Source organism: Amycolatopsis eburnea (assembly GCF_003937945.1).
Classification (GTDB): Bacteria; Actinomycetota; Actinomycetes; order Mycobacteriales; family Pseudonocardiaceae; genus Amycolatopsis; species Amycolatopsis eburnea.
On record NZ_RSEC01000059.1, the window covers coordinates 572,977 to 594,325 of the forward strand.

Sequence of the window (21,349 nt, forward strand, 5' to 3'; positions counted from 1 at the left end):
GAGGAACCGGAGCACCGCATGGACACGATCGACGATCTCCGCCGCCACCTGCAGTGGGCGATCGAACTCGAGCACGCGACGATCCCGCCCTACCTGTGCGCGCTGTACTCGCTGGACGCGGCCCGCAACCCCGAAGCCACCCAGGTCGTGGGCACGGTCCTCGCCGAGGAGATGATCCACCTGGCGCTGGCCGCGAACCTGCTCAACGCCGTCGGCGGTTCGCCGAAGCTCGACACGCCGGACCTGCTGCCGCCGTACCCGCACCCGCTGCCCCACGGCGACCGGTCGGTGCACGTCCACCTGGCCCCGTTCGGCCCCGAGGCGCTGGAGCTGTTCCTGCGCATCGAGCAGCCGGCGTCGGCCGACGCGCCACCGCAGGACGACGAGTACCGCACGATCGGGCAGTTCTACGCCGCGATCGAGCAGGGGCTGCGCACGCTGTGCGACGAACTGGGTGAGGAGCGGGTGTTCACCGGCGACCCGGCCCGCCAGATCGGCGAGCTCCACCTCCGCGGCGGCGGTGGCGAGGTGCTGCCGGTCCACGACCTGAAGTCCGCCTTGGCCGCGCTGGCGGAGATCGTCGAGCAGGGCGAAGGCGCCGCGCGCACCGACGTGTGGGACGGCGACCGCGACGTCTTCCACCCCGAGCGCGAAGAGGTCGCGCACTACTACCGGTTCCAGGAGCTGAAGCTGGGCCGCCGCTACCGGACCGGCGACACACCGCAGTCGGGCCCGACCGGCGAGGAGATCGCGGTCGACCTCGACGGCGTGCTGCCGATGCGGCCCAACCCGCGGACGGCTGATTACCCATCGGGCAGCCCGATCCGGGTCGCGCAGGAGGAGTTCAACCAGACGTACAGCCTGCTGCTCTTCCAGCTGGAGGAGGCGTTCACCGGCAGCCCGAACGGGATGATGGCCGCCGTCGGCACGATGTTCGCCCTCCGCAAGCAGGCACTGGCGCTGATGAAGCTGCCCACCGGCGACGGGACGACGACCGCGGGCCCGACGTTCGAGTACGTGCCGCCGGAGCGGCGGAACTGAGGCCCAGGCTGCACCCTCGGGGTTGGGCAAAGTCGCACCGGGTGGGGCTGCGGTGTCTTGAATGAGTCATTCAGGACCTCCGAAGACCTGAATGACTCATTCAAGACGTCAGCGATGTGCCGCGACTCTAGGCTTCGCCCTCGTGAGCTACGACCTTTACCTGTGGGCTGAACCCAACCCGGTAACCGCCGAGCAAGCCGGGGACATCTTCGAGCGGCTGGCCGACGGCGACGACAACGCGACGTCGCCGGCCGCCGGGCCCTCGAATTCGCCGCGGAGCTGGTCAAGCACTACCCGCGTCTCGAGGATCTCGCCGACGCCGACGACTCGCCGTGGAACACGAGCCCGGACGCCACGGAGCGCCGGGTGATCCTCTGCATGGGTCTGTCCCGGGCCGCCGAAGCGGGCCCGCGCATCGTCGAGCCGGCGGGTCGGTACGGCCTGGTCCGCTACGACCCGTCGACCCGGCAGGTCCGCCACCCGGCTTGATCCGCGCGCCTGCCGAGGCATGACCTTTCCGCATACCTGATCTGCTGACATTTCACTTTTCGCATGACCAGCCCGCACCTAGCGTGGGGTCATGACACCGAAAGCCGCCCTCGTCACCGGGGCCACCCAGGGCCTCGGCCTGGCTCTCGTCGAAGGGCTCGCCCGGCGCTGGTCCGCCGAGGACACCGTCTACCTCACCGGCCGCGACGCCGGGCGCGTCGCGCAAGCCGTCGAGGCCCTGCCCGCCGGGGGTGCCCGCTTCCGCGGTGAGGTCCTCGACGTCGCCGATCCGCACGCGGCGGCCCGGCTCGCCGGAGTGCTGGCGGGCCGGCACGGCGGGGTCGACGTCGTGGTCGGCAACGCCGTCATGCGGGTCGGGCCCGACGACGACCCCCGCGCGATCGTCGCGGAGTACGCCGAGGTGAACAACTTCGGCACCACCCGGTTGCTGCGGGCGTTCGCGCCGCTGCTGCGGGACGGCGGCCGGTTCCTCGTCGTGGCCAGCTCGTTCGGCACGTTGCGGCACCTGGCGCCGGCGCTGCACGACCGGTTCGCCGAACTGTCCTCTTTGGACGAAGTGGACAAGCAGGTGGCCGCCTGGCGCGACGCGGTCGAGGACGGCAGCGCGCGCGGGGGTGACTGGCCGGGGTTCGTCAACATCCCGTCCAAGATCGGCCAGGTCGCCGCCGTGCGCGCGCTCGCCGCCGGCCGGCGGGACACCGACCTGGCGCGCGGGATCCTGCTCGCCGCCGTCTGCCCGGGGATGATGAACACGCCGACGTCGGCGCTGTGGTGGGACGTGCGCGACGCGCCGAGCCCCGCCCAGGCGGCGGCGGTGCTGCTGGACCTCGTGTCGGCGCCCCTCGACCCCGCCCAGTACGGCGAGCTGGTCCGCGACGGCGCGGTGCTGCCCTGGCGGTGACGGGGCGCCGTGCGACGATCTGGGGAGAACCCGGACCCGAACGAAGGAGCCTCGGACCTTGCCGTTGGTGCACGCCCTGTGGTCGCCGGGCCGGGGTCTGCTGCTCTGGGCGGAGCACGACCGGGTCGCGGCCGGCCCGTCGAGCCGTCCGGCGCGGCTCGCGCGCTCGCACCCGTTCGCGGTCTCCAGCGCGAGCCTGACCGCGCTGCACCCCGGCAAGCCCACGTCGGTGACCTTGCTGCTGCCGTCGCGGGCGAACCGGCCGTTCGCCGCCGCCGAGCTGACCTCGGGCGCCAGGCGGCGCGGGGCCGCGCCCACGCTGCGGCCGTGGTCGGTCCCGGCCCTGGTCGTGGACGTGGCCGAGCTGGACGACCTCGACGACTCCGCCGGCTACGGCACTTCGGTCACCTACCTGCGGGCGGTGGCCGGTCTGGCCGTGGACCTGGTGCGGCGCGGGCGCGTGCTGCCGACGCTGCTTCGCCGGGGTGACGCGGCGGAGGCCCGGTGGCGCCCGGTGCTCCAGGGCGTGGACGTCGTCGCGTTCGACGCGCTGGTCGAGGCCATGCCGCCGGTCGGGCGGGCCGAGGAGATCGCGCCGCTCACCGGGGCCTCGCCGCGCGCGCTCGTCACCGACGCCCTCCACGCCCTCGTCGACGCGGCGGTCCGGGACCGGCTGGCCCGGGCGGAGCCGCCCGTCGACCTGCGCGGGGGCCGGGGCGCGGCCGGCGTGTGGCTGTCCGCGCTGGCGGGCGGCGATCCCCGGGTCGAGCTGCCGCTGGACGAACTCGGCGTGCTGGCCGACGCCGTCGCGAAGTGGGACGGCGTCGCCGACACCGACGTCGTCGACGGCCGGGCGTGTTTCCGGCTGGCCGAAGTCGGCACCCTGCGCCGGCCCGCCGAGGACGATCCGGACGACCAGACCGGGGACGGCACCAAGTGGCAGCTGCAGTTCCTCCTGCGGTCGACGGCCGATCCGAGCCTGCTGCTGTCGGCGGGGCAGATCTGGTCCGGGGAGGCGAACGGCCTGGTCCGCGACCCGAAGGGGCTGCTGCTCGCCGAGCTGGGCCGTGCCGCGCTGGTCGAGCCGGTGCTGGCGCCCGCCGTGCGCCGGACGCGGCCTGCCGAGCACGACCTGACCGTCGAGGAAGCCGAACAGTTCCTCACCACCGGCGCGAACCGGCTCGTCGAGGCCGGGTTCGAGGTGCAGCTCCCGGCCACGTGGGACGGCAGGCGCCGGCTCGCGCTGCGGCTGTCGGTCAGCAGCACGCCGTCCGAGCAGGTCGTCACCCGCAGCCGGGTCGGCCGCGACGAGCTGGCCGCGTTCCGCTGGTCGCTCGCGGTGGGCGACGACGAAATCGGCGAGGAAGAGCTGGCCAGGCTCGTGGCGGCGAAGACCCCGCTGGTACGGCTGCGGGGCCGCTGGATCAGCGTCGATCCGGACCGGCTCCGCGCCGGCCTAGAGTACCTCCGCCGCGACCCGCACCGGCGCCCCTCCGCCGCCGAACTGCTCGAACTGGTCCAGCTCACGCGGGAGACGCCGCTTCCGGTCACCGACGTCCGCGCCGAAGGCTGGGTGGGCGACGTCCTGGCCGGGCGGGTCCACCAGGCGCTGCGGCCGGTCGAGCTGCCGCCGTCGTTCCGCGCCGCGCTGCGCCCGTACCAGCAGCGGGGCGTCGCCTGGCTGGCGTTCATGTCCTCGCTCGGGCTGGGCGCGTGCCTGGCTGACGACATGGGTCTCGGGAAGACCGTCCAGACGCTGGCGCTCGAGGCACTCGAGCGGGCGGGCGGCGAGCACCCGCCGACGTTGGTGCTGTGCCCGATGTCGCTGGTCGGCATGTGGCAGCGCGAGGCAGCGAACTTCGCACCCGGCCTGCGGGTCCACGCCCACCACGGCAGTGACCGCCTGCACGGGACCGCGTTCGCCGAGCGGGTGGCCGCGGCCGACCTCGTCGTCACGACCTACGCGACCGCCGCGCGTGACGCCGGCGAACTCGAGACGGTCACCTGGCGGCGCCTGGTCCTCGACGAAGCGCACGCGATCAAGAACGCCGACACGGCGACGGCCAAGGCGGTGCGGCGGTTCACGGCCGCGCACCGGCTCGCGCTGACCGGCACCCCGGTGGAAAACCGGCTGGCGGACCTGTGGTCGGTGCTGGACCTGCTGAACCCCGGGTTGCTGGGCAGCCGGTTCGAGTTCCGGCAACGGTTCGCCGTCCCGATCGAGCGCCGGGGCGACACCGAAACGGCCGCCGTGCTGCGCAGGATCACGGGGCCGTACCTGCTGCGCCGGGTGAAGACGGACCCCGTGATCGTGCCCGAGCTGCCGGAGAAGATCGAAATCCGGCAGGAGTACCGGCTCACCCGCGAACAGGGCACGCTGTACCGCGCCATCGTCGAAGAGATGATGCAGAAGATCGAGAACAGCCAGGGCATCAAGCGCCGCGGCAACGTCCTCGCCGCGATCACGAAGCTCAAGCAGGTTTGCAACCACCCCGCGCACCTGCTGCACGACGGGTCCCCGATCGGGCGCCGCTCGGGCAAGGTCAGCCGCCTCGAAGAGGTACTGGCGGAGATCCTGGCCGCGGGCGACCGGACGCTGTGCTTCACGCAGTACACCGAGTTCGGCCACCTGCTCGTGCCCCACCTGGCGGACCGGCTCGGCACCGAAGTCGCGTTCCTGCACGGGAGCCTGGCGAAAGGCGCGCGAGACGCGATCGTGGACCGCTTCCAGTCCGGCGACGGCCCGCGGATCCTGGTGCTGTCGCTCAAAGCGGGCGGTTCCGGGCTCACGCTGACCGCCGCCAGCCAGGTCCTGCACCTGGACCGCTGGTGGAACCCGGCGGTGGAGAACCAGGCCACCGACCGGGCGTTCCGGATCGGGCAGGGCCGCCGGGTCCAGGTCCGGAAGTTCCTGTGCCCGGGCACCATCGAGGAACGCATCGACACCTTGATCACCAAGAAGCGCGCGCTCGCGGGCATGGTCGTGGGCGAGGGCGACAACTGGCTCACCGAACTGTCCACGGACGTGCTGCGCGGCATGCTCACGCTGGGGGAGGACGCGCTCGATGACTGAACCGCTCCGGTGGTGGCCGACCCGGTTCCTCCGCGCGCTGACGGCGGTCGGCGTCCTGCTGCCCGCCGCCGGGGCGGGGCGCGTCGTGTCCCTGACGGTCGGCGCCGGGCGCGTCGACGCGGAGGTGCGCGACGACCGGACCCACCAGGTGCGGATCGGCCTGACGGCGTTCGGGAAGACGGAGTGGGCGGCGATCACGCACGCGCTCGCCGCGAAGGCGTCGCTCACGGTGCAGCTGCTCGGCGGCGAGCTGCCCCGCGACGTCGAGCAGGTCTGCAAAGCGGTCCGTTTGCCGCTGTTCCCGTCGTCGGCGCGGGAAGTATCCCTGGACTGCACGTGCCCGGCGCCCGAGGTGCCGTGCGGCCACCTGAACGCGGTGTTCTCCGCGCTGGTGGCACGGGTCGGCGAGGACCCGTTCACGGTTCTCGCGCTGCGCGGGCGGGACCGCGAAGCGGTGCTGGAGGAGCTGAAGAACCGGCTCATTTCCGCCGACCCGGACGACACGTTCCCGGCACTGACCGAAGTCATGGACACCTTCTTCGACAGCGGTCCGGTCCCGGGCTTGGGCGCTCCTCGAACGGCGTTCGACGCGGTGCTGGAGCAAGCACCACCGTTCGCGCTCGGCGAGGACGTCGTCGAGCTGCTCCGGCCGGCGTACCGGGCCCTCACCGAGCGGCTTCCGTGACCCATCGCTGAACGCGCTCAGCCGGCGAAGCGCTGCGAAGTCTCCAGCAGCAGAGCGTGTACGAACGCCTGGGGCAGGTTCCCGCGCAGCTGGCGTTGCCGGACGTCGTATTCCTCGGCCAGCAGCCCCGGCGGGCCGCACGCCGCGCGGTTGCGCTCGAACCAGCGCAACGCCGTGGCCCGGTCGCCCTGCTGCCAGTGCGCCAGCGCCATGGTGAAGCCGCACAGCAGGAACGCGCCTTCGGCCTCGCCGGGGGCGCGGTCGTCCGGGGCGAAGCGGTAGACGTAGCCGTCCTCGGTCAACGTTTCCTCGACGGCGGCGAGCGTGGCCCGGGTGCGCGGGTCGTCGGGTGGCAGGGCGCCGCGCACCGGCGGGAGCAGCAACGCCGCGTCCGTGCCGGGGTGCGCCGGGCTGCGCCGCCACGCGCCGCGCGGGTCCAGGCAGCGCGCGGTCGTTTCCGACAGCAGCTTGTCGGCGAGCCCGGACAGCTCGGCGCCGCGGTGGGCGGGCACCTCGCGGGCCAGCGCGCGCAGGCCCGCGACGCACGCGAGCCGCGAGTGCGTCCACCACTCGTCCCGCAGCTCCCAGATCCCCGCTTCCGGCGCGTCCCAGTGCTCGGTGATCAGCCCGATGACGACGTCGGTGGCGAGCCGGTCGTCGGCGTCCAGGCGGCCGTGGCGGGCCGCGGCCGCGTGCAGCTGCAGCAGCTCGCCGAGGGCGTCGAGCTGGAACTGGTCGTTGACGTGGTTGCCCACGATGTCCGCGCCGCCGGGGTAGCCGGGCAGGTTCAGCCGCGTTTCGCCGGGTGGCGGGGTGCCGTCGGGGCGGTAGGCGGGCAGCAGCCGGTCACCGTGGTCGAGGACGCGGGCGGTGGTGAACCGCAGGGCGTCCTCGAGCAGGGGATGGGGTTCGCCGACGGCCGCGGCGAGGCCGGCGTAGCACTGGTCGCGCAGCCAGACGTACCGGTAGTCGTAGTTGCGGCCGGCTTCGGCGCGTTCCGGCAGGCCCAGCGTGGCCGCCGCGACCATGCCACCGGTGCCGGTGGTGAGCCCGCGCAACACGGCGTAGGCGTGCCGCGTGTCCCGGGGCGCGATGCTGTTCTCGAACCGGGGAACGTCGGTGTGCCAGGCGTGTTCGGTGGCTTGCCAAAGCCGGTCGGCGTCGACCGGGTCCGGCAGCCGCCGCGAGGAGATCTCCAGGACCAGGTCGTGGTGGCCGCCGGCCGGCACGGCCAGGTCGAACTCCAGCCCGTCCCCGGCGGCGCCGGTCCACCGCACCCGCAGGTCGCCGGTGCGGCCGGTCCAGGTCCCGTCGTCGGCGCGGCGCAGCTCCCGCAGCGACCGTCGGCCGAAGCCGCCGGCCAGGTCGAGCCGGACGCGGACCCGGACGTCCCGCTCGACGGCCTCGACGCGGCGCAGCAGGACGAGCCGGTGCGGGTCCGCGGGGCGGGCCAAGGCTTCGCGGCATTCCACCGTGGTCGACGTCGTCACCCAGCGATTGCGCCAGATCAGGCTGCCGGGTTCGTAGTACCCGCCCCAGACATAGGTGTCCACCGGGCTGACGGTGTAGCTGCCCGCGCCGCCGATGAGCGAGGACAGCACGGCGCTGTCGGACCACCCGGGCGCGCAGAGCCAGCAGATGTCGCCGCGCGGGCCGCACAACGCGCCGCGCTCGCCGTCGGCCAGCAGGGCGTATTCACGCAGGACCTGCGGGGCGAAGCCGGTCACGAGCGAGCCCGCCGCCAGCAGGCCAGCGCCGTCGCGGCGAGTGCGCCGCCGCCCGCCGCGAGGAAGCCGTGGTGCCGGCTTGCCCACAGCTGGAAGCTGCGCGGGGTGGCCTTCGCGTCGAACTCGCCGTGGGCGCCGAAGTCCGTTTCGCGGTCGGCCGGTGCCCACAGGTTCTCGGGCTGGTCGGCGGGTTTGGGTCCGCCGGTCTGCTGCGATGTGAAGCCCGTCTTGGCGAGGTAGCGGTCGAGGAGGCCGGGGGCGACGGCGTTCGCGATGAGCGTGCCGGCGGTGCTGCCCCCGACCCAGTATTCGCGGCGGCGCGGGTGATCGGCGGCGTGCAGCACGGCGCGGGCGGCGACCTCGGGCTGGTAGATCGGGGGCACCGGCTGCGCGTGGTGCGGCAGCCGCGAAAGCACCCACGAGAACTGCGGGGTGTTGACGGCGGGCAGCTGCACCATGGTCGTCCGGACGTGGCTGCCTTCGTGGAGGAGTTCGCAGCGCAGCGATTCGTTGAAGCCCTGGATGGCGTGCTTGGCGCCGCAGTACGCGCTCTGCAGCGGGATCCCGCGGTACGCCAGCGCGGACCCGACCTGGACCACCGTGCCGTGGTCACGCGGCTTCATGCGGTTCAGGGCGGCCATCGTGCCGTGGACGTAGCCGAGGTAGCTGACCTCGGTGACGCGGCGGAACTCGTCCGCCCCGATCTCGCCGAAGGGGGCGAAGACCGAGGTGAAGGCGACGTTGACCCAGACGTCGATCGGCCCCAGCTCCTTCTCGGCCCGCTCGGCGGCGGTGTCGACCTGGTCGAAGTCGGCGACGTCGGTGGGGATCGCCAAGGCGGTCCCGCCACCGCGTTCGACGTCCGCGGCCGCCGACTCCAGTCCGCGTTCCCCGCGGGCCAGCAGCGCGACCCGCGCTCGCCGGGCACCGAAGGCACGGGCGACCGCGCGGCCGACGCCGCCGCTGGCTCCGGTCACGACGACGACCTGGGTGTCAGACATGGTTGCCTCCGTTCATCCTGGCCGCGCGGGCCCAACCGGCCGCGACGACCGCGTTCGCCGTGGCCGCCGCCCGCCACCGGGGCGAGGCGGCGGCGAGTCCGAGCATGCTCACGCTGTGCGCGACATCGGCGGTCCAGCCCCAGCGGGCGACGACCCCGTCGGGGCGGCGGAGCGTGGCTGCCGCCTGGAGGAGGTGGCGTGCGGCGAGCACCACGGCCACAGTCCGGGGTATCGGCAGGCGGGGTGAGGCGGCCAGGATGCCGAGGCCCCACGCGAGCCGAGCCTTGGCAACGGTGCTCGTCATCGCGGGCCTCCTTTACTGAGCGCGAAGTCGAGGAGCTCGGCCAGGTGCACGCCTTCGCGGCCGCCGCTGTCCAGCTGGTGCAGCTGGGTGCGGCAGCTGAACCCGTCGGCGAGCACCGCCGTGCCCGGCTCGGCCTCGCGGACGCGGGGGAGCAGGACCCGCTCGGCGCACGCCTCGGAAACGCCGAGGTGCCCCTTCTCGAACCCGAAGTTCCCGGCCAGGCCGCAACAGCCGGAATCGAGGTGCTCGGCGTCGACGCCGGCCGCCTTCAGCAGCTGCTCGTCCGCGTCCCAGCCGAGTACCGCGTGCTGGTGGCAGTGCACCTGGGCGATCGCGTTGACGTCCAGCCGCGGCGGGCGGTAGCCGGGGGAGTGCTCGGTGAGCAGCTCGGCGAGGGTGACCGTCTGCGCGCGCAGGCGGCGGACGTCGTGGTCGCCGGGGAACAGCTCGAACGCGTCCGAGCGGAACACCGCCGTGCAGCTCGGTTCCAGACCCACCACGAGGCCGCCGTCACGCAGGTGCGGGGCCAGCTGCCGGACGGTGCGGGTGAGGATCCGCTTGGCGGCACCGAGCTGTCCGGTGGAGATCCATGTGAGTCCACAGCAGACGGACGCGGACGGCATCGTGACCCGCCAGCCGGCGTCCTCCAGCACCCGGACCGCGGCCTGCCCGATGTGGGGGTGGAAGGAGCCGGTGAACGTGTCCGGCCACAGCAGCACCGTGCCGCGGGCGCCGTTACCGCGGGGCGGGCGGCGGGCGAACCACTGCTGCAGGGTTTCCCCGGCGAACCGCGGGATTTCGCGGTTCTCGACGCCCGCGGCCAGCGTGGCCAGCCGGGCCAGGCCCGGGGTGTGCGTGAGGGCGTTGACCAGCTTCCCGGCGCGGAGCTTGCCGACGAGCTGGGCGAAGGCGGGCAGCCAGCCCATCGTGAAGTCGGAACGCGGCCGCCGCCACGGGCGGCCTTCGTAGTGGTGGGACAGGAACTCCGCCTTGTACGTGGCCATGTCCACATTGGCCGGGCAGTCGGTCTTGCACCCCTTGCAGGACAGGCAGAGGTCGAGCGCGTCGCGGACCTCGGTGGAGCGCCAGCCGTCACCGACCGGGCTGTCGCCGTGCCCGTCGAGCATCTCGAACAGCAGCCGCGCCCGCCCCCGGGTGGAGTGTTCCTCTTCGCCGGTCACCTGGTACGACGGGCACATCACTTCGCCGCCGTTCGTGGTGTGCTGCCGGCAGCGGCCGACGCCGACGCAGCGGTTGGCGGCCTGGGCGAACGAACCGCCGTCGTCGGGGAACCGGAAGCGCAGGTCCTGCGGGTCCGCGGGGGCCCAGCCGCCGCCGAGGCGCAGGTGCTCGTCGAGCCGGGCCGGGGCGACGACCTTGCCGGGGTTCATCCGGTTGCCCGGGTCGAAGACGGCCTTGAGCCTGCCGAACGCGGTGACGAGGTCCTCGCCGAACATCTTCGGCAGCAGCTCGCCCCGCGACTGGCCGTCGCCGTGCTCGCCCGAGAAGGAACCGCCGAATGACGCGACGAGGTCGGCGGCGCGTTCCATGAACCGGCGGTAGGTGGCGACGCCGTCGGCGGTGTAGAGGTCGAACGGGATCCGGGTGTGCACGCAGCCCTGGCCGAAGTGCCCGTACAGGCTCGGCCCGGTCTCGCTCGCGTAGCCGAACTCCTGGTACAGCGCCGTCAGCTTCCGCAGGTACTCGCCGAGCCGGTCGGGTGCGACGGCGGAGTCTTCCCAGCCTTCGAAGGTGTCGGCCTTGCCCGGGATGTGCGCGGTCGCGCCGAGCCCGGCTTCGCGGACCTGCCACAGCTCGTTCTCGCGCTCGGGGTCGTCCAGGAACTCGACGTCGGCTTCGTGCTCCGTGTCGTGCAGGGCCGCGAGCATCCGGTGGGCCCGGTCGTCGACCTCTTCGGTGCTCTGCCCGGCGAACTGCACCATCAGGAACGCGCGGCCCTCGGGGAGTTCTTCCAGGGCTCGCGGGTTCATGTCCTTGATCTGCTGGTCGCGGATCAGCTTGTGGTCGACGCCTTCCAGTGCGACCGGCTCGTGCGGCAGGATCGACGGCACGGCCCCGGCGGCCGTGGCGATGTCGGGGTAGCCGAGCACGACGAGCGTCCGCTCGGGCAGCACGGGCACCAGTTCCAGCTCGGCCCGCAGCACGGTGACCAAAGTGGACTCCGACCCGACCAGCAGGCCGGCGACGTCGAAGCCGTGTTCGGGCAGCAGGGAATCGAGGTTGTAGCCCGACACGCGGCGGGGGATGTCCGGGAACCGGCGGCGGATCTCGCCGGCGTACTCGTCGCGCAGCCGGCGCAGCTGCCGGTAGATCGCCGCCCGCTTGTCGCCGTGCCGTTCGACCTCGGCGTACTCCTCGTCGCTGGTTTCACCGCACCAGAAGCGGGTGCCGTCGTAGGTGAGGACTTCCAGCCGCTTGACGTTGTCGACGACCTTGCCGGTCCGCTGGGCGGTGGCGCCGCAGGAGTTGTTGCCGATCATGCCGCCGAGCGTGCAGTTCATGTGCGTGGCCGGTTCCGGCCCGAACCGCAGTTTCGTGCCGGCCAGCCGCCGGTTCAGCACGTCGAGGACGATCCCGGGCTGGACCACGCAGGTGCGGGCGCCGGCGTCGACGGACTCGAGTTCGGTGCAGTACTTGGAGAAGTCGAGCACCACGGCGGTGTTGGTGCACTGGCCGGCGAGGCTGGTGCCGCCGCCGCGGGACAGGACCGGGGCGCCGAACTCCCGCGCGACGGCGATCGCGGCGACGGCGTCGTCCGGGGTGCGGGGGAGCACGACGCCGATCGGGACCTGGCGGAAGTTCGAGGCGTCGGTCGAGTACGCGGCCCGGGTGCCGCGGTCGAAGCGGACTTCGCCGGCCACCGCTTCCTCGAGCGCCCCGGCGAGCGCGCCGACGTCGAGGTCTGCCATCGCTGATCCTCCTTCAGAGTGCGTGTTCGGCGGCGGCCTCGGACCGGAAGGTCAAGCCGTGGCCGGGGACGGACATCGACGGCGTGACGGTGCCGCCCGCCGGGTCGAGGCAGCCGTCGAAGAGGGCTCGTTCGATCCGGTCGTGGTCGGCGAACCATTCGATGTGCCGGAAGTTCGGCGTCGCCACGGCGGCGTGCGCGGACAGGTTCGGCGCGCAGTGCGCGGAGACTTCGCGGTTGGCCGCGGCGGCGACGGCGGCCGCCCGGGCCCAGTCGGTGTAGCCGCCGCAGCGGGTGACGTCGACCTGCAGGCAGTCCACGACCGGCACCATGCGCGCGAAGTAGGGCAGGTCGTAGCCGTATTCGCCGGCCGCGACGTCCGGGCCGCCGGGGAAGCGGACGGCCGCGAGCCCGGGGAGGTCGTCGCTCGAAACCGGCTCCTCGAACCAGGTGACACCCCACTCCAGCAGCCGTTCGGCGACCCGGCGGGCCTGGCCCGGCGAGTAGGCGCCGTTGGCGTCCACGAAGATCTCGACGTCGTCGCCGACTTTGTCCCGGGTGATCGTGATCCGGTCCAGGTCACGGGACACGCGCGTGCCCCAGGACTCGCCGATCTTGATCTTCACGCGGGGGAGGCGCTGCCGGCGCACCCAGTGGTCCAGCTGCGCGACCAGTTCGCCGTCGTTGAGGGTGGTGAAGCCGCCGCTGCCGTACACGGCGACCTCGTCGTGGACCCGGCCGAGCAGCCTGCTGACCGGCAGCCCGAGCGAGCGCGCGGCCGCGTCCCACAACGCGATGTCGACGGCGGACATCGCGCAGGAGACCAGCCCGGCGCGGCCGAGGTTGCGGATGGCGCGCTGCATCGCCGTCCAGCACGCGGGGACGTCGAGCACCGGGCGGCCGCGCACGACCGGGCCGAGCGTGTTCTCGATCAGCGGCACGCAGGCGGCGTCGGCGTAGGTCCAGCCGAGCCCGGTGACACCGCCCGCGTCGACGTGCACCACGACGATCGTGGTCGAGTCCCACGCCAGGGTCCCGTCGCCCTCGGGACCCGGGGTCGGCACCCGGTACGCGCGGGCGCCGACCCGGTCGACGGCGGGCATCAGTTCTTCTTGCCCGGCAGGAACTCCTGCAGCTTCGTCTTGACCCCCTGCGCGACGAGGTGGAACGCGTCGGGGTCGCCCTTGAGCACCGCCTGCGCGGCGGACTTGACCTGCTCGAAGGTGGCGTGCGGCGGGATCGGCGGCACCTCCGGGTCGCACCGGACGTCCAGCACGGCCGGCTTGCCCGCGGACAGCGCGGTGTCCCACGCCGTGGCGAGCTGGTCCGGCTTGTCCACGGTGACGGCCGTCAGCCCGAGGGAGAGCGCGAACCCGGCGTAGTCGACGTCCGGCAGGCTCTGGGACTCCTCGAACTTCGGCGCGCCGCCCATCGCGCGCAGCTCCCAGGTGACCTGGTTGAGGTCGTTGTTGTGGAAGACGCAGATCACGCACGTCGGGTCGGTCCACAGGCTCTGGTAGCGGGCGATGGTGATCAGCTCGGCGAGGCCGTTCATCTGCATGGCGCCGTCGCCGACGAGGGCGATCACCGGCCGGTCCGGGTGGGCGAACTTCGCGCCGATGGCGTACGGCACGCCCGGGCCCATGGTGGCGAGCGTGCCCGACAGCGAGCCGCGGATCTCACCGCGGATGCGCAGGTTGCGGGCGTACCAGTTGGTGGAGGAGCCGGAGTCCGCGGTGACGATCGCGTTCTCCGGGATCCGCTTGGACAGCTCCGAAACGACGGCCATCGGGTTCACCGGCTGGGCGTCGACGTCGGCTTCCTTGTCGACGGTGTCCCACCAGGATGCGACGTTCTTCTCGACCGTCTCGCGCCAGGACCGGTCCGGCTTGCTCGTCAGCCTGGGCAGCAGCGCCCGCAGGGTGGCCGCGCTGTCGCCGACGAGGTTGACCTCGGTCGGGTAGCGCATCCCGATGAACCGGCCGTCCAGGTCGATCTGCACCGCGCGGGCCTGGCCGAAGTCCGGGAGGAACTGGCTGTAGGGGAAGTTCGAGCCGACGATCAGCAGCGTGTCGCAGTCGCGCATCAGCTCGTAGCTCGGCCGGGTGCCGAGGAGCCCGATCGAGCCGGTCACGTACGGCAGCTCGTCGGACAGGACGTCCTTGCCCAGCAGGGCTTTCGCCACGCCCGCCCCGGTGACCTCGGCGACCTGGCGGACCTCTTCGGCCGCGCCGCGGGCGCCCTGCCCGACGAGGATGGCGACCTTCTCGCCGGCGTTGAGGACTTCGGCGGCCGCCTCGAGGTCGCGCTCGGCGGGCACCGGCGCCGGCCAGGACGTGCTCGGCGGGCTGGACGGCACCTGCTTGAAGGCGTGCTTCGGCGCTTCGTAGGGCTCTTCCTGCAGGTCGGCGGGGATGATCAGCGCGGTGGGGCAGCGGGAGGACTGCGCCGTGCGGATCGCCCGGTCGAGGGCGTTGGGCAGCTGCTCGGCGACGTTCACCTCGACGAGGTATTCGCTCGCCACGTCCTTGTAGAGCGCCTGCAGGTCGACCTCCTGCTGGTAGCTGCCGCCCATCGCGCTGCGGGCGGTCTGCCCGACGATCGCGACGACCGGGACGTGGTCGAGCTTGGCGTCGTAGAGCCCGTTGAGCAGGTGGATGGCGCCGGGGCCGGACGTGGCCATGCAGACGCCGACGTTCCCGCTGAACTTCGCGTAGCCGACCGCGGCGAAGGCGGCCATCTCCTCGTGCCGGGCTTGGACGAAACGAGGCTGGTTGTCCGCTTTGCCGAAGGAGGCGACGAGGCCGTTGATCCCGTCGCCGGGATAGGCGAACACCTGCTCCACACCCCATTCGCGCAAGCGCTGGAGCAGGTGGTCGCCGACTGTCTGGGCCATGGGAACTCCTTAGCCGTGGGTCGAGTGCCTTGGCGGATACCCCGTCCGCGCAAGCGGTACTCCGAACTCGCTGTACCCGCTCCCGGCACCTAGCATGCTTGCGTGACGCAAAACAGTTCCGCGGATCACGGCGTGCCCGCCGCGCTGGCGGTCCTGCGGGCGATGGTGGCGATCGCGGATTCGACCCTCGAGCACGCCACCGGGCAGCTGACGTTGACGCAGTTCCACGCCTTGCGGGTGGTCAGCGAGCGGACCCCGGTGACGATGAGCCGCGTCGCCGGGGAACTGGCGATGAACCCCTCGACCGTCACCCGGGCGTGTGAACGCTTGACCAGCCTGGATCTGCTCCAGAAGGCCCCGAACCCGCTCAACCGGCGCGAGACGCTGCTGGCGCCGACGGCGAAGGGGCGGCAGCTGGTCGGGCAGGTCGACGAGGACCGGCGGCGCGTGCTGGCCGGGGTGCTCGACCGGCTCGACGACGACGTCCGGGCGGCGGTGCTCACCGCGTTCGCGGACTTCGCCCGCGTCGCCACCCCGGACGCCCTCTGACTTGCGCCGGGCACGCTGCCGCGCGCCGTTAAGGCCACCTTACGGGCGTCAGACGCCCGTAAGGTGGCCTTAACGGCAGTCGGTCATTGCGAGCCGCCTCTGACACTTGCGTCAGGCAAACGTCGCGTTTGCCGCTCGACCGCACGGGTATCCGCGCGTCAGCCGAAGGTGGACGGGAGGAGCGATCGTGGCCGAGCGGAACGGCGTCGACCAGCCGTGGGGTGCCCGGACGCCCTACGGCCCCGGGGAATCGTGGCCGGTGCGGGTGGACAGCCACCTCGCCGACGGGCTGGCGCCGGCGGACGTCGACCGCTGGGTCCGCACCGCCGCCGTGCTGCACTCCAACGGCGACGGTCTCGACCTCGCGGTCAAGGACGGCGCGATCGTCGGCGTGCGGGGCCGTGCGGACGACCGCGTCAACCGCGGCCGGGTGGACCCCAAGGATCTCTTCGGCTGGCAGGCCAACGCTTCGCTCGACCGGCTGACGACCCCGCTGGTCCGCCGCGGCGGCGAGCTGGTCGAGGCGAGCTGGGACGAGGCGATGGCACTGGTCGCCGGCCGCAGCAAGGAATTGCTCGACGAGCAGGGACCGAGCGCGATCGGCTTCTACACCAGCGGCCAGCTGTTCGCCGAGGAGTACTACACCCTCGCCGCGATCGCCCGCGCCGGCCTCGGCACGAACCACCTCGACGGCAACACCAGGCTCTGCACGGCCACCGCGGCGGCCGCGCTCAAGGAGTCCTTCGGCTGCGACGGCCAGCCCGCGTCGTACACCGACGTCGACCACGCCGACGTCATCGCGCTGTTCGGGCACAACGTCGCGGAAACGCAGTCGGTGCTGTGGTCCCGCGTGCTCGACCGGCTCGCCGGGCCGAACCCGCCCGCCATCCTGTGCGTCGACCCCCGCGACACCCCGGTCGCCCGCGAGGCGACGCTGCACCTCGCGCCGCTGCCCGGTACCAACCTGGCGCTGATGAACGGCGTCCTGCACGAGATCATCGCCCACAACCGGGTCGACCACGAGTACGTCCGCCGGTGCACCGTCGGCTACGACGACTTGAAGAAGATGGTCGCGGACTACCCGCCGGACCGGGTCGCGGGGATCTGCGGGCTCGACGCCGGCGAGATCACCGCCGCCGCCGAACTGCTGGGCTCGGCCGAGCGGCTGCTGTGCACCGTCCTGCAGGGTTTCTACCAGTCGCACCAGGCGAGTGCGGCGTCCGTGCAGGTCAACAACCTCGTGCTGCTGCGGGGGATGCTGGGCAAGCCCGGCGCGGGCGTCCTGCAGATGAACGGCCAGCCGACCGCCGAGAACACCCGCGAGTGCGGTGCCGACGGCGACCTGACCGGGTTCCGCAACTGGGCCAACGACGCGCACGTCGCCGAGCTGGCCGAGCTGTGGAACGTCGAGCCGACGACCATCCCGCACTACGGGCCGCCGACGCACCTGATGCAGCTGCTGCGCTACGCCGAAAACGGCACGCTGCGGTTCCTGTGGGTCTCGGCGACCAACCCGGCGGTTTCGCTGCCGGAGCTGCGGCGGATCCGGTCGATCCTGAGCCAGGACCGGCTTTTCCTGGTCGTGCAGGACGCCTTCCGCACGGAGACCGCCGAACTCGCCGACGTCGTGCTGCCTGCCGCGATCTGGGGCGAGAAGACCGGCACGTTCACCAACGCCGACCGGACCGTCCACCTGTCGGAGAAGGCCGTCGAGCCACCCGGGCAGGCGCGGCCGGACCTGGACATCCTGCTCGACTACGCGCGCCGCATGGACTTCCGGGACAAGGACGGCGCCCCGCTGCCGTCCTGGCACGACGCCGAGTCGGCGTTCGAAGCGTGGAAGCGCGCGACGGCGGGCCGGCCGTGCGACTACACCGGCCTGAGCTACGCGAAGCTCCGCGAGACCAGCGGCGTCCAATGGCCGTGCAACGAGGAGAACCCCGACGGCGCCGAGCGGCTCTACGCCGACGGGAAGTTCTTCGCCCAGCCCGACTACTGCGAAAGCTACGGCCGCGACCTGATCACCGGTGCGCCGATGGAGCCGGACGAGTACCGGGCGATGAACCCGGACGGCAAGGCGATGCTCAAGGCCGCCGAATACCTGCCACCGCACGAAGAGCCGGGGGAGGAGCACCCGTTCGCGCTGATCACCGGCCGGACGATCCACCACTTCCACACCCGCACCAAGACGGCTCGCGCGCCGCAGCTGCAGGCCGCCGCCCCGGAGTCCTGGGTCGAAGTGTCCGATGTGGACGCGAAGCGGCTCGACCTCCACGACGGCGGGTGGGCGGAGATCACCACCCCGCGCGGCCGGGTGTTCGCCCGCGTGCGCGTCGGCGGCATCCGGGAAGGCGTGCTGTTCATCCCGTTCCACTACGGCTACTTCGACACCGGCGACCCCGCCGGTGCCCAGGCCGACCGCGCCGCGAACGAGCTGACGATGACCGACTGGGACCCGGTGTCCAAGCAGCCGCTGTTCAAGACCGCCGCGGCCGCCATCCGGCCCGCGTCTTCCGGAGGTGCGCGGTGAAACTCGGCCTGGCGATCCGCGAACTGCACCGCTCGGAGACGGCGCTGGCGAAGGACCTGGTCAAGGTCGCCGACCGGCACGCCGTCGAGCACGAGATCCACCACGTCGCCCACGACCTGGCGCGCTGGTCGCAGGAGCACGTCCGCGACCTCGCCGAAGCGGCGCGCGGCTACGACGTCAAGCTGTCTTCGGAAGTCTCCCCGCCGTCCGGGCCGCTGGAAGCGATCCGCACCACGGTGGCCGAGCTGAGCGGCCGCCGCCCCGAGCCGGGTCTGGTGCTGCTCGCGGACCTGCGGCGGCTGCACCGCAAGGCGGCCGGGGTGTCGCTGGACTGGGAGCTGCTGGCCCAGGGGGCGCAGGCGGTCAAGGACCCGGACCTGCTCGCGCTCGCCGGGCGTTGCCACCCGCGGACGCTGCGGCAGCTGAAGTGGACGAACGCGATGCTGAAGATCCTGTCCCCGCAGGTGCTGGCCAGCTGATCGGCGGCAGCGGTGGGGTGGGCTGTCGCGGGCCCGGGCGATGGACCATGATGACGCGGACGTACGCGGTGGGGCAGACCGCAAAGGATGCGTTTGGTGCTCGATTCGGTCCCTTACCGTGGTGGGCGCGCGCCGGTGGAGCCGGCGCTGGACGGCGCCCTCGAACGGGCGCAGCGTGGTGACGAGGACGCCTTCCGCGCGCTGTACCGGGCGGTGCAGCCCGGGTTGTGCCGCTACCTGCGGGTTCTGGTGGGGCAGGACGCCGAGGACGTCGCCTCGGAGGCGTGGCTGCAGATCACCCGGGACCTGGCCTCGTTCCGGGGTGACCTGGACGGCTTCCGGGCCTGGACCGCCACGATCGGGCGGCACCGGGCGCTGGACCACCTGCGGCACCACCGCCGCCGCCCGGTGGCCGAGGCGCCCGCCGACTGGTTCCCCGAGCGGCCCGCACCCGATGACACCGCCGACGCGGCGATCGAGGCGACGGCCACCGGCGCGGCACTGGCGCTGATCGCGACGCTGCCGCGTGACCAGGCCGAGGCCGTGGTGCTGCGGGTCGTGGTCGGCCTCGACGCCAAGGCCGCCGCGGCCGTGCTCGGCAAGCGCCCCGGCGCCGTGCGCACCGCCGCCTACCGGGGACTTCGCACGCTCGCCGACCGCCTCGGCAGGCCGGTGTGACACTTTCGAGCGGCCCGACGCTGAGGGGTATGTGATGAGCAAGCACCAAGGGCGCCGGCTCGACCGGCACACCGCCGAGCAGTTGCTGCGGCGTGCGCCGGCCGATGCCCCGGACGCGCTGGCCGGCCTGCTCGCCGCCGCGGCCGCCCCACCGCGCGACGGCGAGCTGGGTGGGGAGCCGGCGGCCGTGACGGCGTTCCTCGAGGCGGCTCAGCACGCCAACGCCCCTCGACCCCGGAGCCCCTCGATGATCAAGAGCATGCTGACGGCCAAGGTCGCCGCCACCGTGGCGGCGCTTCTCGCCGCCGGCGGCGTCGCCGCGGCCGCCGCGACCGGCGCACTGCCCCTCCCGGGCGGCGGCTCGCCCGCGTCCCCCGCGGCGTCCACCCACGCCCAGGCCCCCGCCGACCCGTCGGACGTGGCCACGACCCACGCGCCCAGCGGGAGCCGGCCGGCGGACCAGCCGTCGCCGTCACCGTCCCTGGTGGGGCTGTGCCACGCCTACAGCGCCGGTGACAAGGCCGAGCACGGCAAGGCGCTGGAGAGCCCCGCGTTCGCCGCGCTGATCGCCGCCGCCGGCGGCAAGAACGGTGTCGACGGCTACTGCGACACCGTGCTCAAGGAAGAAGCCGCGAAGCCGGGGCACTCGACCGCTTCGCCGGGACAGCCCGCGAACCCGGGCAACTCGGACAACGGCAAGGACCACGCGACGGTGCCCGCCCACCCGACCGGCGCGCCCGAGACGCACCCGTCCGGACCGCCGGCCACCCGTCCCTCGCACTGAACGAGCCGGCCACGAACCAGCGGCGATTCCTTCCCCTCCCCCTGAGGGATCGCCGCTTCCCGGACGGGCGGCGGCCACGACCCCTATCACCGGCCGCCGCCCGTCCGTCCACGAACCGCGTCAGTTCTGGACGGCGACGAGGTAGACGGTGCTGTCGGGCGTGGTGTTCTCCACCATGACCCGGCGCCGGGCATCGCTGGTCCCGGCGACGTCGCCGGCCTTGTCCGGGTGCCACGTGCCGCTGCCCGGGGCGTCGCCGTCGGAGACGGTGCGCTTGCCCGGCGTGGGAGCGGTGAACCCGCTGTCGGTGAGGAACCGCCCGACGGCGGTCGCGGGCATCCGGATCTGGGCGAAGGTGCGCGACTCCAGCCCACCGGAGAGGGTGGTGCGGCCCGCGGAGAGCAGGAGCGACCCGGCCGGCAGCCGGATGCCCGTGTTCGCTTCCAGTTCCGCCGGCGACTGCGCTGTCGTGCTGTCGGGCAGGAACCGGGATTCGGCCGGTGCCGCGCAGCCGGCCACGACGAGGAAGCTTCCCGCGACGAGCACGATCCACTTCGGACCGCGCCGCGCCGCGCGCGACTCGGGTGACTGCGCGGTGGCGGGGCTCTCGGGCATGCGGGGATCGTGTCACGTCCGCGGCCGGGGTGAGCGCGGTTCGGCGGAACCGGGACGGGCCAACGGCTTTCGGTGGTCGTTAGCGGACGGTAAATCTTCGTGGAACCGCCCATCCCGCGGCGGGAACCGCGACATCATGCTCGCCGTGCCCACTCCGCCGCCCGCCGCGTCCGCTCCGCCGCGCGAAACGTTCGTCCTGCGTGTCGTCCGGCGCCGGGACGTCGCCCGGCTGCGGCGATCCGGCCCGCCCGCCGGGGTTCCGTTGCCGCCGACGCACGCCAGTGGACGGGATCCGCGTTATCCGTCGCCGCACGCGTCGCGGGAGTTGCTCGGGGCGCTGCTGGAGTTCGCCGCGCACGTCGTCGTGGCCGTGATCGCCGCCGTCGTCGTGCAGCGGACGCCCGCGGCCAACCCGACGACGGTGACGTTGACCCTCATCGGGGTCTTCCTGGCGGCGTCGTTCGTGGACCGGGTGATCGTGCAACGGCTCTTCGCCGCCTCGCTCGGCAAGGCGCTGCTGGGGCTGCGCGTCATCCGGTACGACACCGGGGGCCGGCCGACGTTGTGGCCGCTGGTCAAGCAGTGGCTGTTCGGGTTCGTGGTGGTCTTCAGCCTCTTCGGCTGAGGCGGGCGGTGTCGCGATTCGT

At 73.0% G+C, this 21,349-nt stretch carries 18 protein-coding genes; 11 read left to right on the forward strand and 7 right to left on the reverse strand.

Annotated elements, in window-relative coordinates; genetic code table 11:
- Positions 1–18 precede the first annotated feature (18 nt).
- The 5 genes from EIY87_RS34780 (at position 19) to EIY87_RS34795 (ending at position 6,210) form a co-directional block, all read left to right on the forward strand.
- Positions 19–1,041: a ferritin-like domain-containing protein gene (locus EIY87_RS34780; protein ID WP_125314135.1), complete on the forward strand. Its 1,023-nt coding sequence runs from the start codon at positions 19–21 to the stop codon at positions 1,039–1,041.
- A 366-nt stretch (positions 1,042–1,407) separates the two neighbouring features.
- Entirely contained in the window at positions 1,408–1,530 is a 123-nt protein-coding gene (locus tag EIY87_RS49045; protein WP_263855648.1) for a hypothetical protein, read from the forward strand.
- A 91-nt stretch (positions 1,531–1,621) separates the two neighbouring features.
- Complete coding sequence (locus tag EIY87_RS34785) at positions 1,622–2,452, forward strand: SDR family NAD(P)-dependent oxidoreductase (RefSeq protein ID WP_125314136.1); 831 nt, start codon at positions 1,622–1,624, stop codon at positions 2,450–2,452.
- A 58-nt stretch (positions 2,453–2,510) separates the two neighbouring features.
- Positions 2,511–5,525: a DEAD/DEAH box helicase gene (locus tag EIY87_RS34790; protein WP_125314137.1), complete on the forward strand. Its 3,015-nt coding sequence runs from the start codon at positions 2,511–2,513 to the stop codon at positions 5,523–5,525.
- A complete protein-coding gene (locus EIY87_RS34795) occupies positions 5,518–6,210 on the forward strand; it encodes an SWIM zinc finger family protein (protein WP_125314138.1) in 693 nt (230 codons plus the stop codon). The genes EIY87_RS34790 and EIY87_RS34795 overlap by 8 nt, the downstream gene beginning before the upstream one ends.
- A gap of 17 nt (positions 6,211–6,227) precedes the next feature.
- Here the strand turns inward: EIY87_RS34795 and EIY87_RS34800 are convergent, their stop codons facing one another.
- From EIY87_RS34800 to EIY87_RS34825, 6 genes are read right to left on the reverse strand one after another with little or no spacing between them, the layout of a single operon-like run.
- On the reverse strand, positions 6,228–7,937 hold the full coding sequence (locus EIY87_RS34800; protein ID WP_225440220.1) for a glycoside hydrolase family 15 protein: 1,710 nt from the start codon (positions 7,935–7,937) through the stop codon (positions 6,228–6,230).
- Complete coding sequence (locus EIY87_RS34805; protein ID WP_125314139.1) at positions 7,934–8,938, reverse strand: SDR family oxidoreductase; 1,005 nt, start codon at positions 8,936–8,938, stop codon at positions 7,934–7,936. The genes EIY87_RS34800 and EIY87_RS34805 overlap by 4 nt, the downstream gene beginning before the upstream one ends.
- Positions 8,931–9,242, reverse strand: coding sequence for a hypothetical protein (locus EIY87_RS34810; RefSeq protein WP_125314140.1), 312 nt, complete (start codon positions 9,240–9,242; stop codon positions 8,931–8,933). The genes EIY87_RS34805 and EIY87_RS34810 overlap by 8 nt, the downstream gene beginning before the upstream one ends.
- Positions 9,239–12,172, reverse strand: a complete 2,934-nt coding sequence (locus EIY87_RS34815; protein ID WP_125314141.1) for an FAD-binding and (Fe-S)-binding domain-containing protein — start codon at positions 12,170–12,172, stop codon at positions 9,239–9,241. Before EIY87_RS34815 ends, EIY87_RS34810 begins: the two co-directional genes overlap by 4 nt.
- A gap of 13 nt (positions 12,173–12,185) precedes the next feature.
- The gene (locus tag EIY87_RS34820) at positions 12,186–13,274 is read right to left on the reverse strand and encodes an enolase C-terminal domain-like protein (RefSeq protein WP_125314142.1); all 1,089 of its coding nucleotides are present in this window, start codon (positions 13,272–13,274) and stop codon (positions 12,186–12,188) included.
- Positions 13,274–15,067, reverse strand: coding sequence for a thiamine pyrophosphate-requiring protein (locus tag EIY87_RS34825; RefSeq protein WP_125314143.1), 1,794 nt, complete (start codon positions 15,065–15,067; stop codon positions 13,274–13,276). Before EIY87_RS34825 ends, EIY87_RS34820 begins: the two co-directional genes overlap by 1 nt.
- A 102-nt stretch (positions 15,068–15,169) precedes the next feature.
- Between EIY87_RS34825 and EIY87_RS34830 the strand changes: the two genes are divergently transcribed.
- The 5 genes from EIY87_RS34830 to EIY87_RS34850 all read left to right on the forward strand — a co-directional run bounded on the left by EIY87_RS34830 (position 15,170) and on the right by EIY87_RS34850 (position 20,087).
- The gene (locus EIY87_RS34830; RefSeq protein WP_225440221.1) at positions 15,170–15,616 is read left to right on the forward strand and encodes a MarR family winged helix-turn-helix transcriptional regulator; all 447 of its coding nucleotides are present in this window, start codon (positions 15,170–15,172) and stop codon (positions 15,614–15,616) included.
- 187 nt (positions 15,617–15,803) lie between these two features.
- Entirely contained in the window at positions 15,804–18,146 is a 2,343-nt protein-coding gene (locus EIY87_RS34835) for a molybdopterin oxidoreductase family protein (protein WP_125314144.1), read from the forward strand.
- On the forward strand, positions 18,143–18,625 hold the full coding sequence (locus EIY87_RS34840) for a hypothetical protein (RefSeq protein WP_125314145.1): 483 nt from the start codon (positions 18,143–18,145) through the stop codon (positions 18,623–18,625). Before EIY87_RS34835 ends, EIY87_RS34840 begins: the two co-directional genes overlap by 4 nt.
- 96 nt (positions 18,626–18,721) lie before the next feature.
- Positions 18,722–19,303, forward strand: coding sequence for an RNA polymerase sigma factor (locus EIY87_RS34845; RefSeq protein ID WP_225440222.1), 582 nt, complete (start codon positions 18,722–18,724; stop codon positions 19,301–19,303).
- 34 nt (positions 19,304–19,337) lie between these two features.
- Positions 19,338–20,087 carry a hypothetical protein gene (locus EIY87_RS34850; protein ID WP_125314147.1) on the forward strand — a complete coding sequence of 250 codons (750 nt, stop codon included), beginning with the start codon at positions 19,338–19,340 and terminating at the stop codon, positions 20,085–20,087.
- A gap of 120 nt (positions 20,088–20,207) precedes the next feature.
- Here the strand turns inward: EIY87_RS34850 and EIY87_RS34855 are convergent, their stop codons facing one another.
- Complete coding sequence (locus EIY87_RS34855; RefSeq protein WP_125314148.1) at positions 20,208–20,702, reverse strand: hypothetical protein; 495 nt, start codon at positions 20,700–20,702, stop codon at positions 20,208–20,210.
- A 145-nt stretch (positions 20,703–20,847) separates the two neighbouring features.
- Between EIY87_RS34855 and EIY87_RS34860 the strand changes: the two genes are divergently transcribed.
- Positions 20,848–21,327, forward strand: a complete 480-nt coding sequence (locus EIY87_RS34860; protein WP_158641417.1) for an RDD family protein — start codon at positions 20,848–20,850, stop codon at positions 21,325–21,327.
- Positions 21,328–21,349 lie beyond the last annotated feature (22 nt).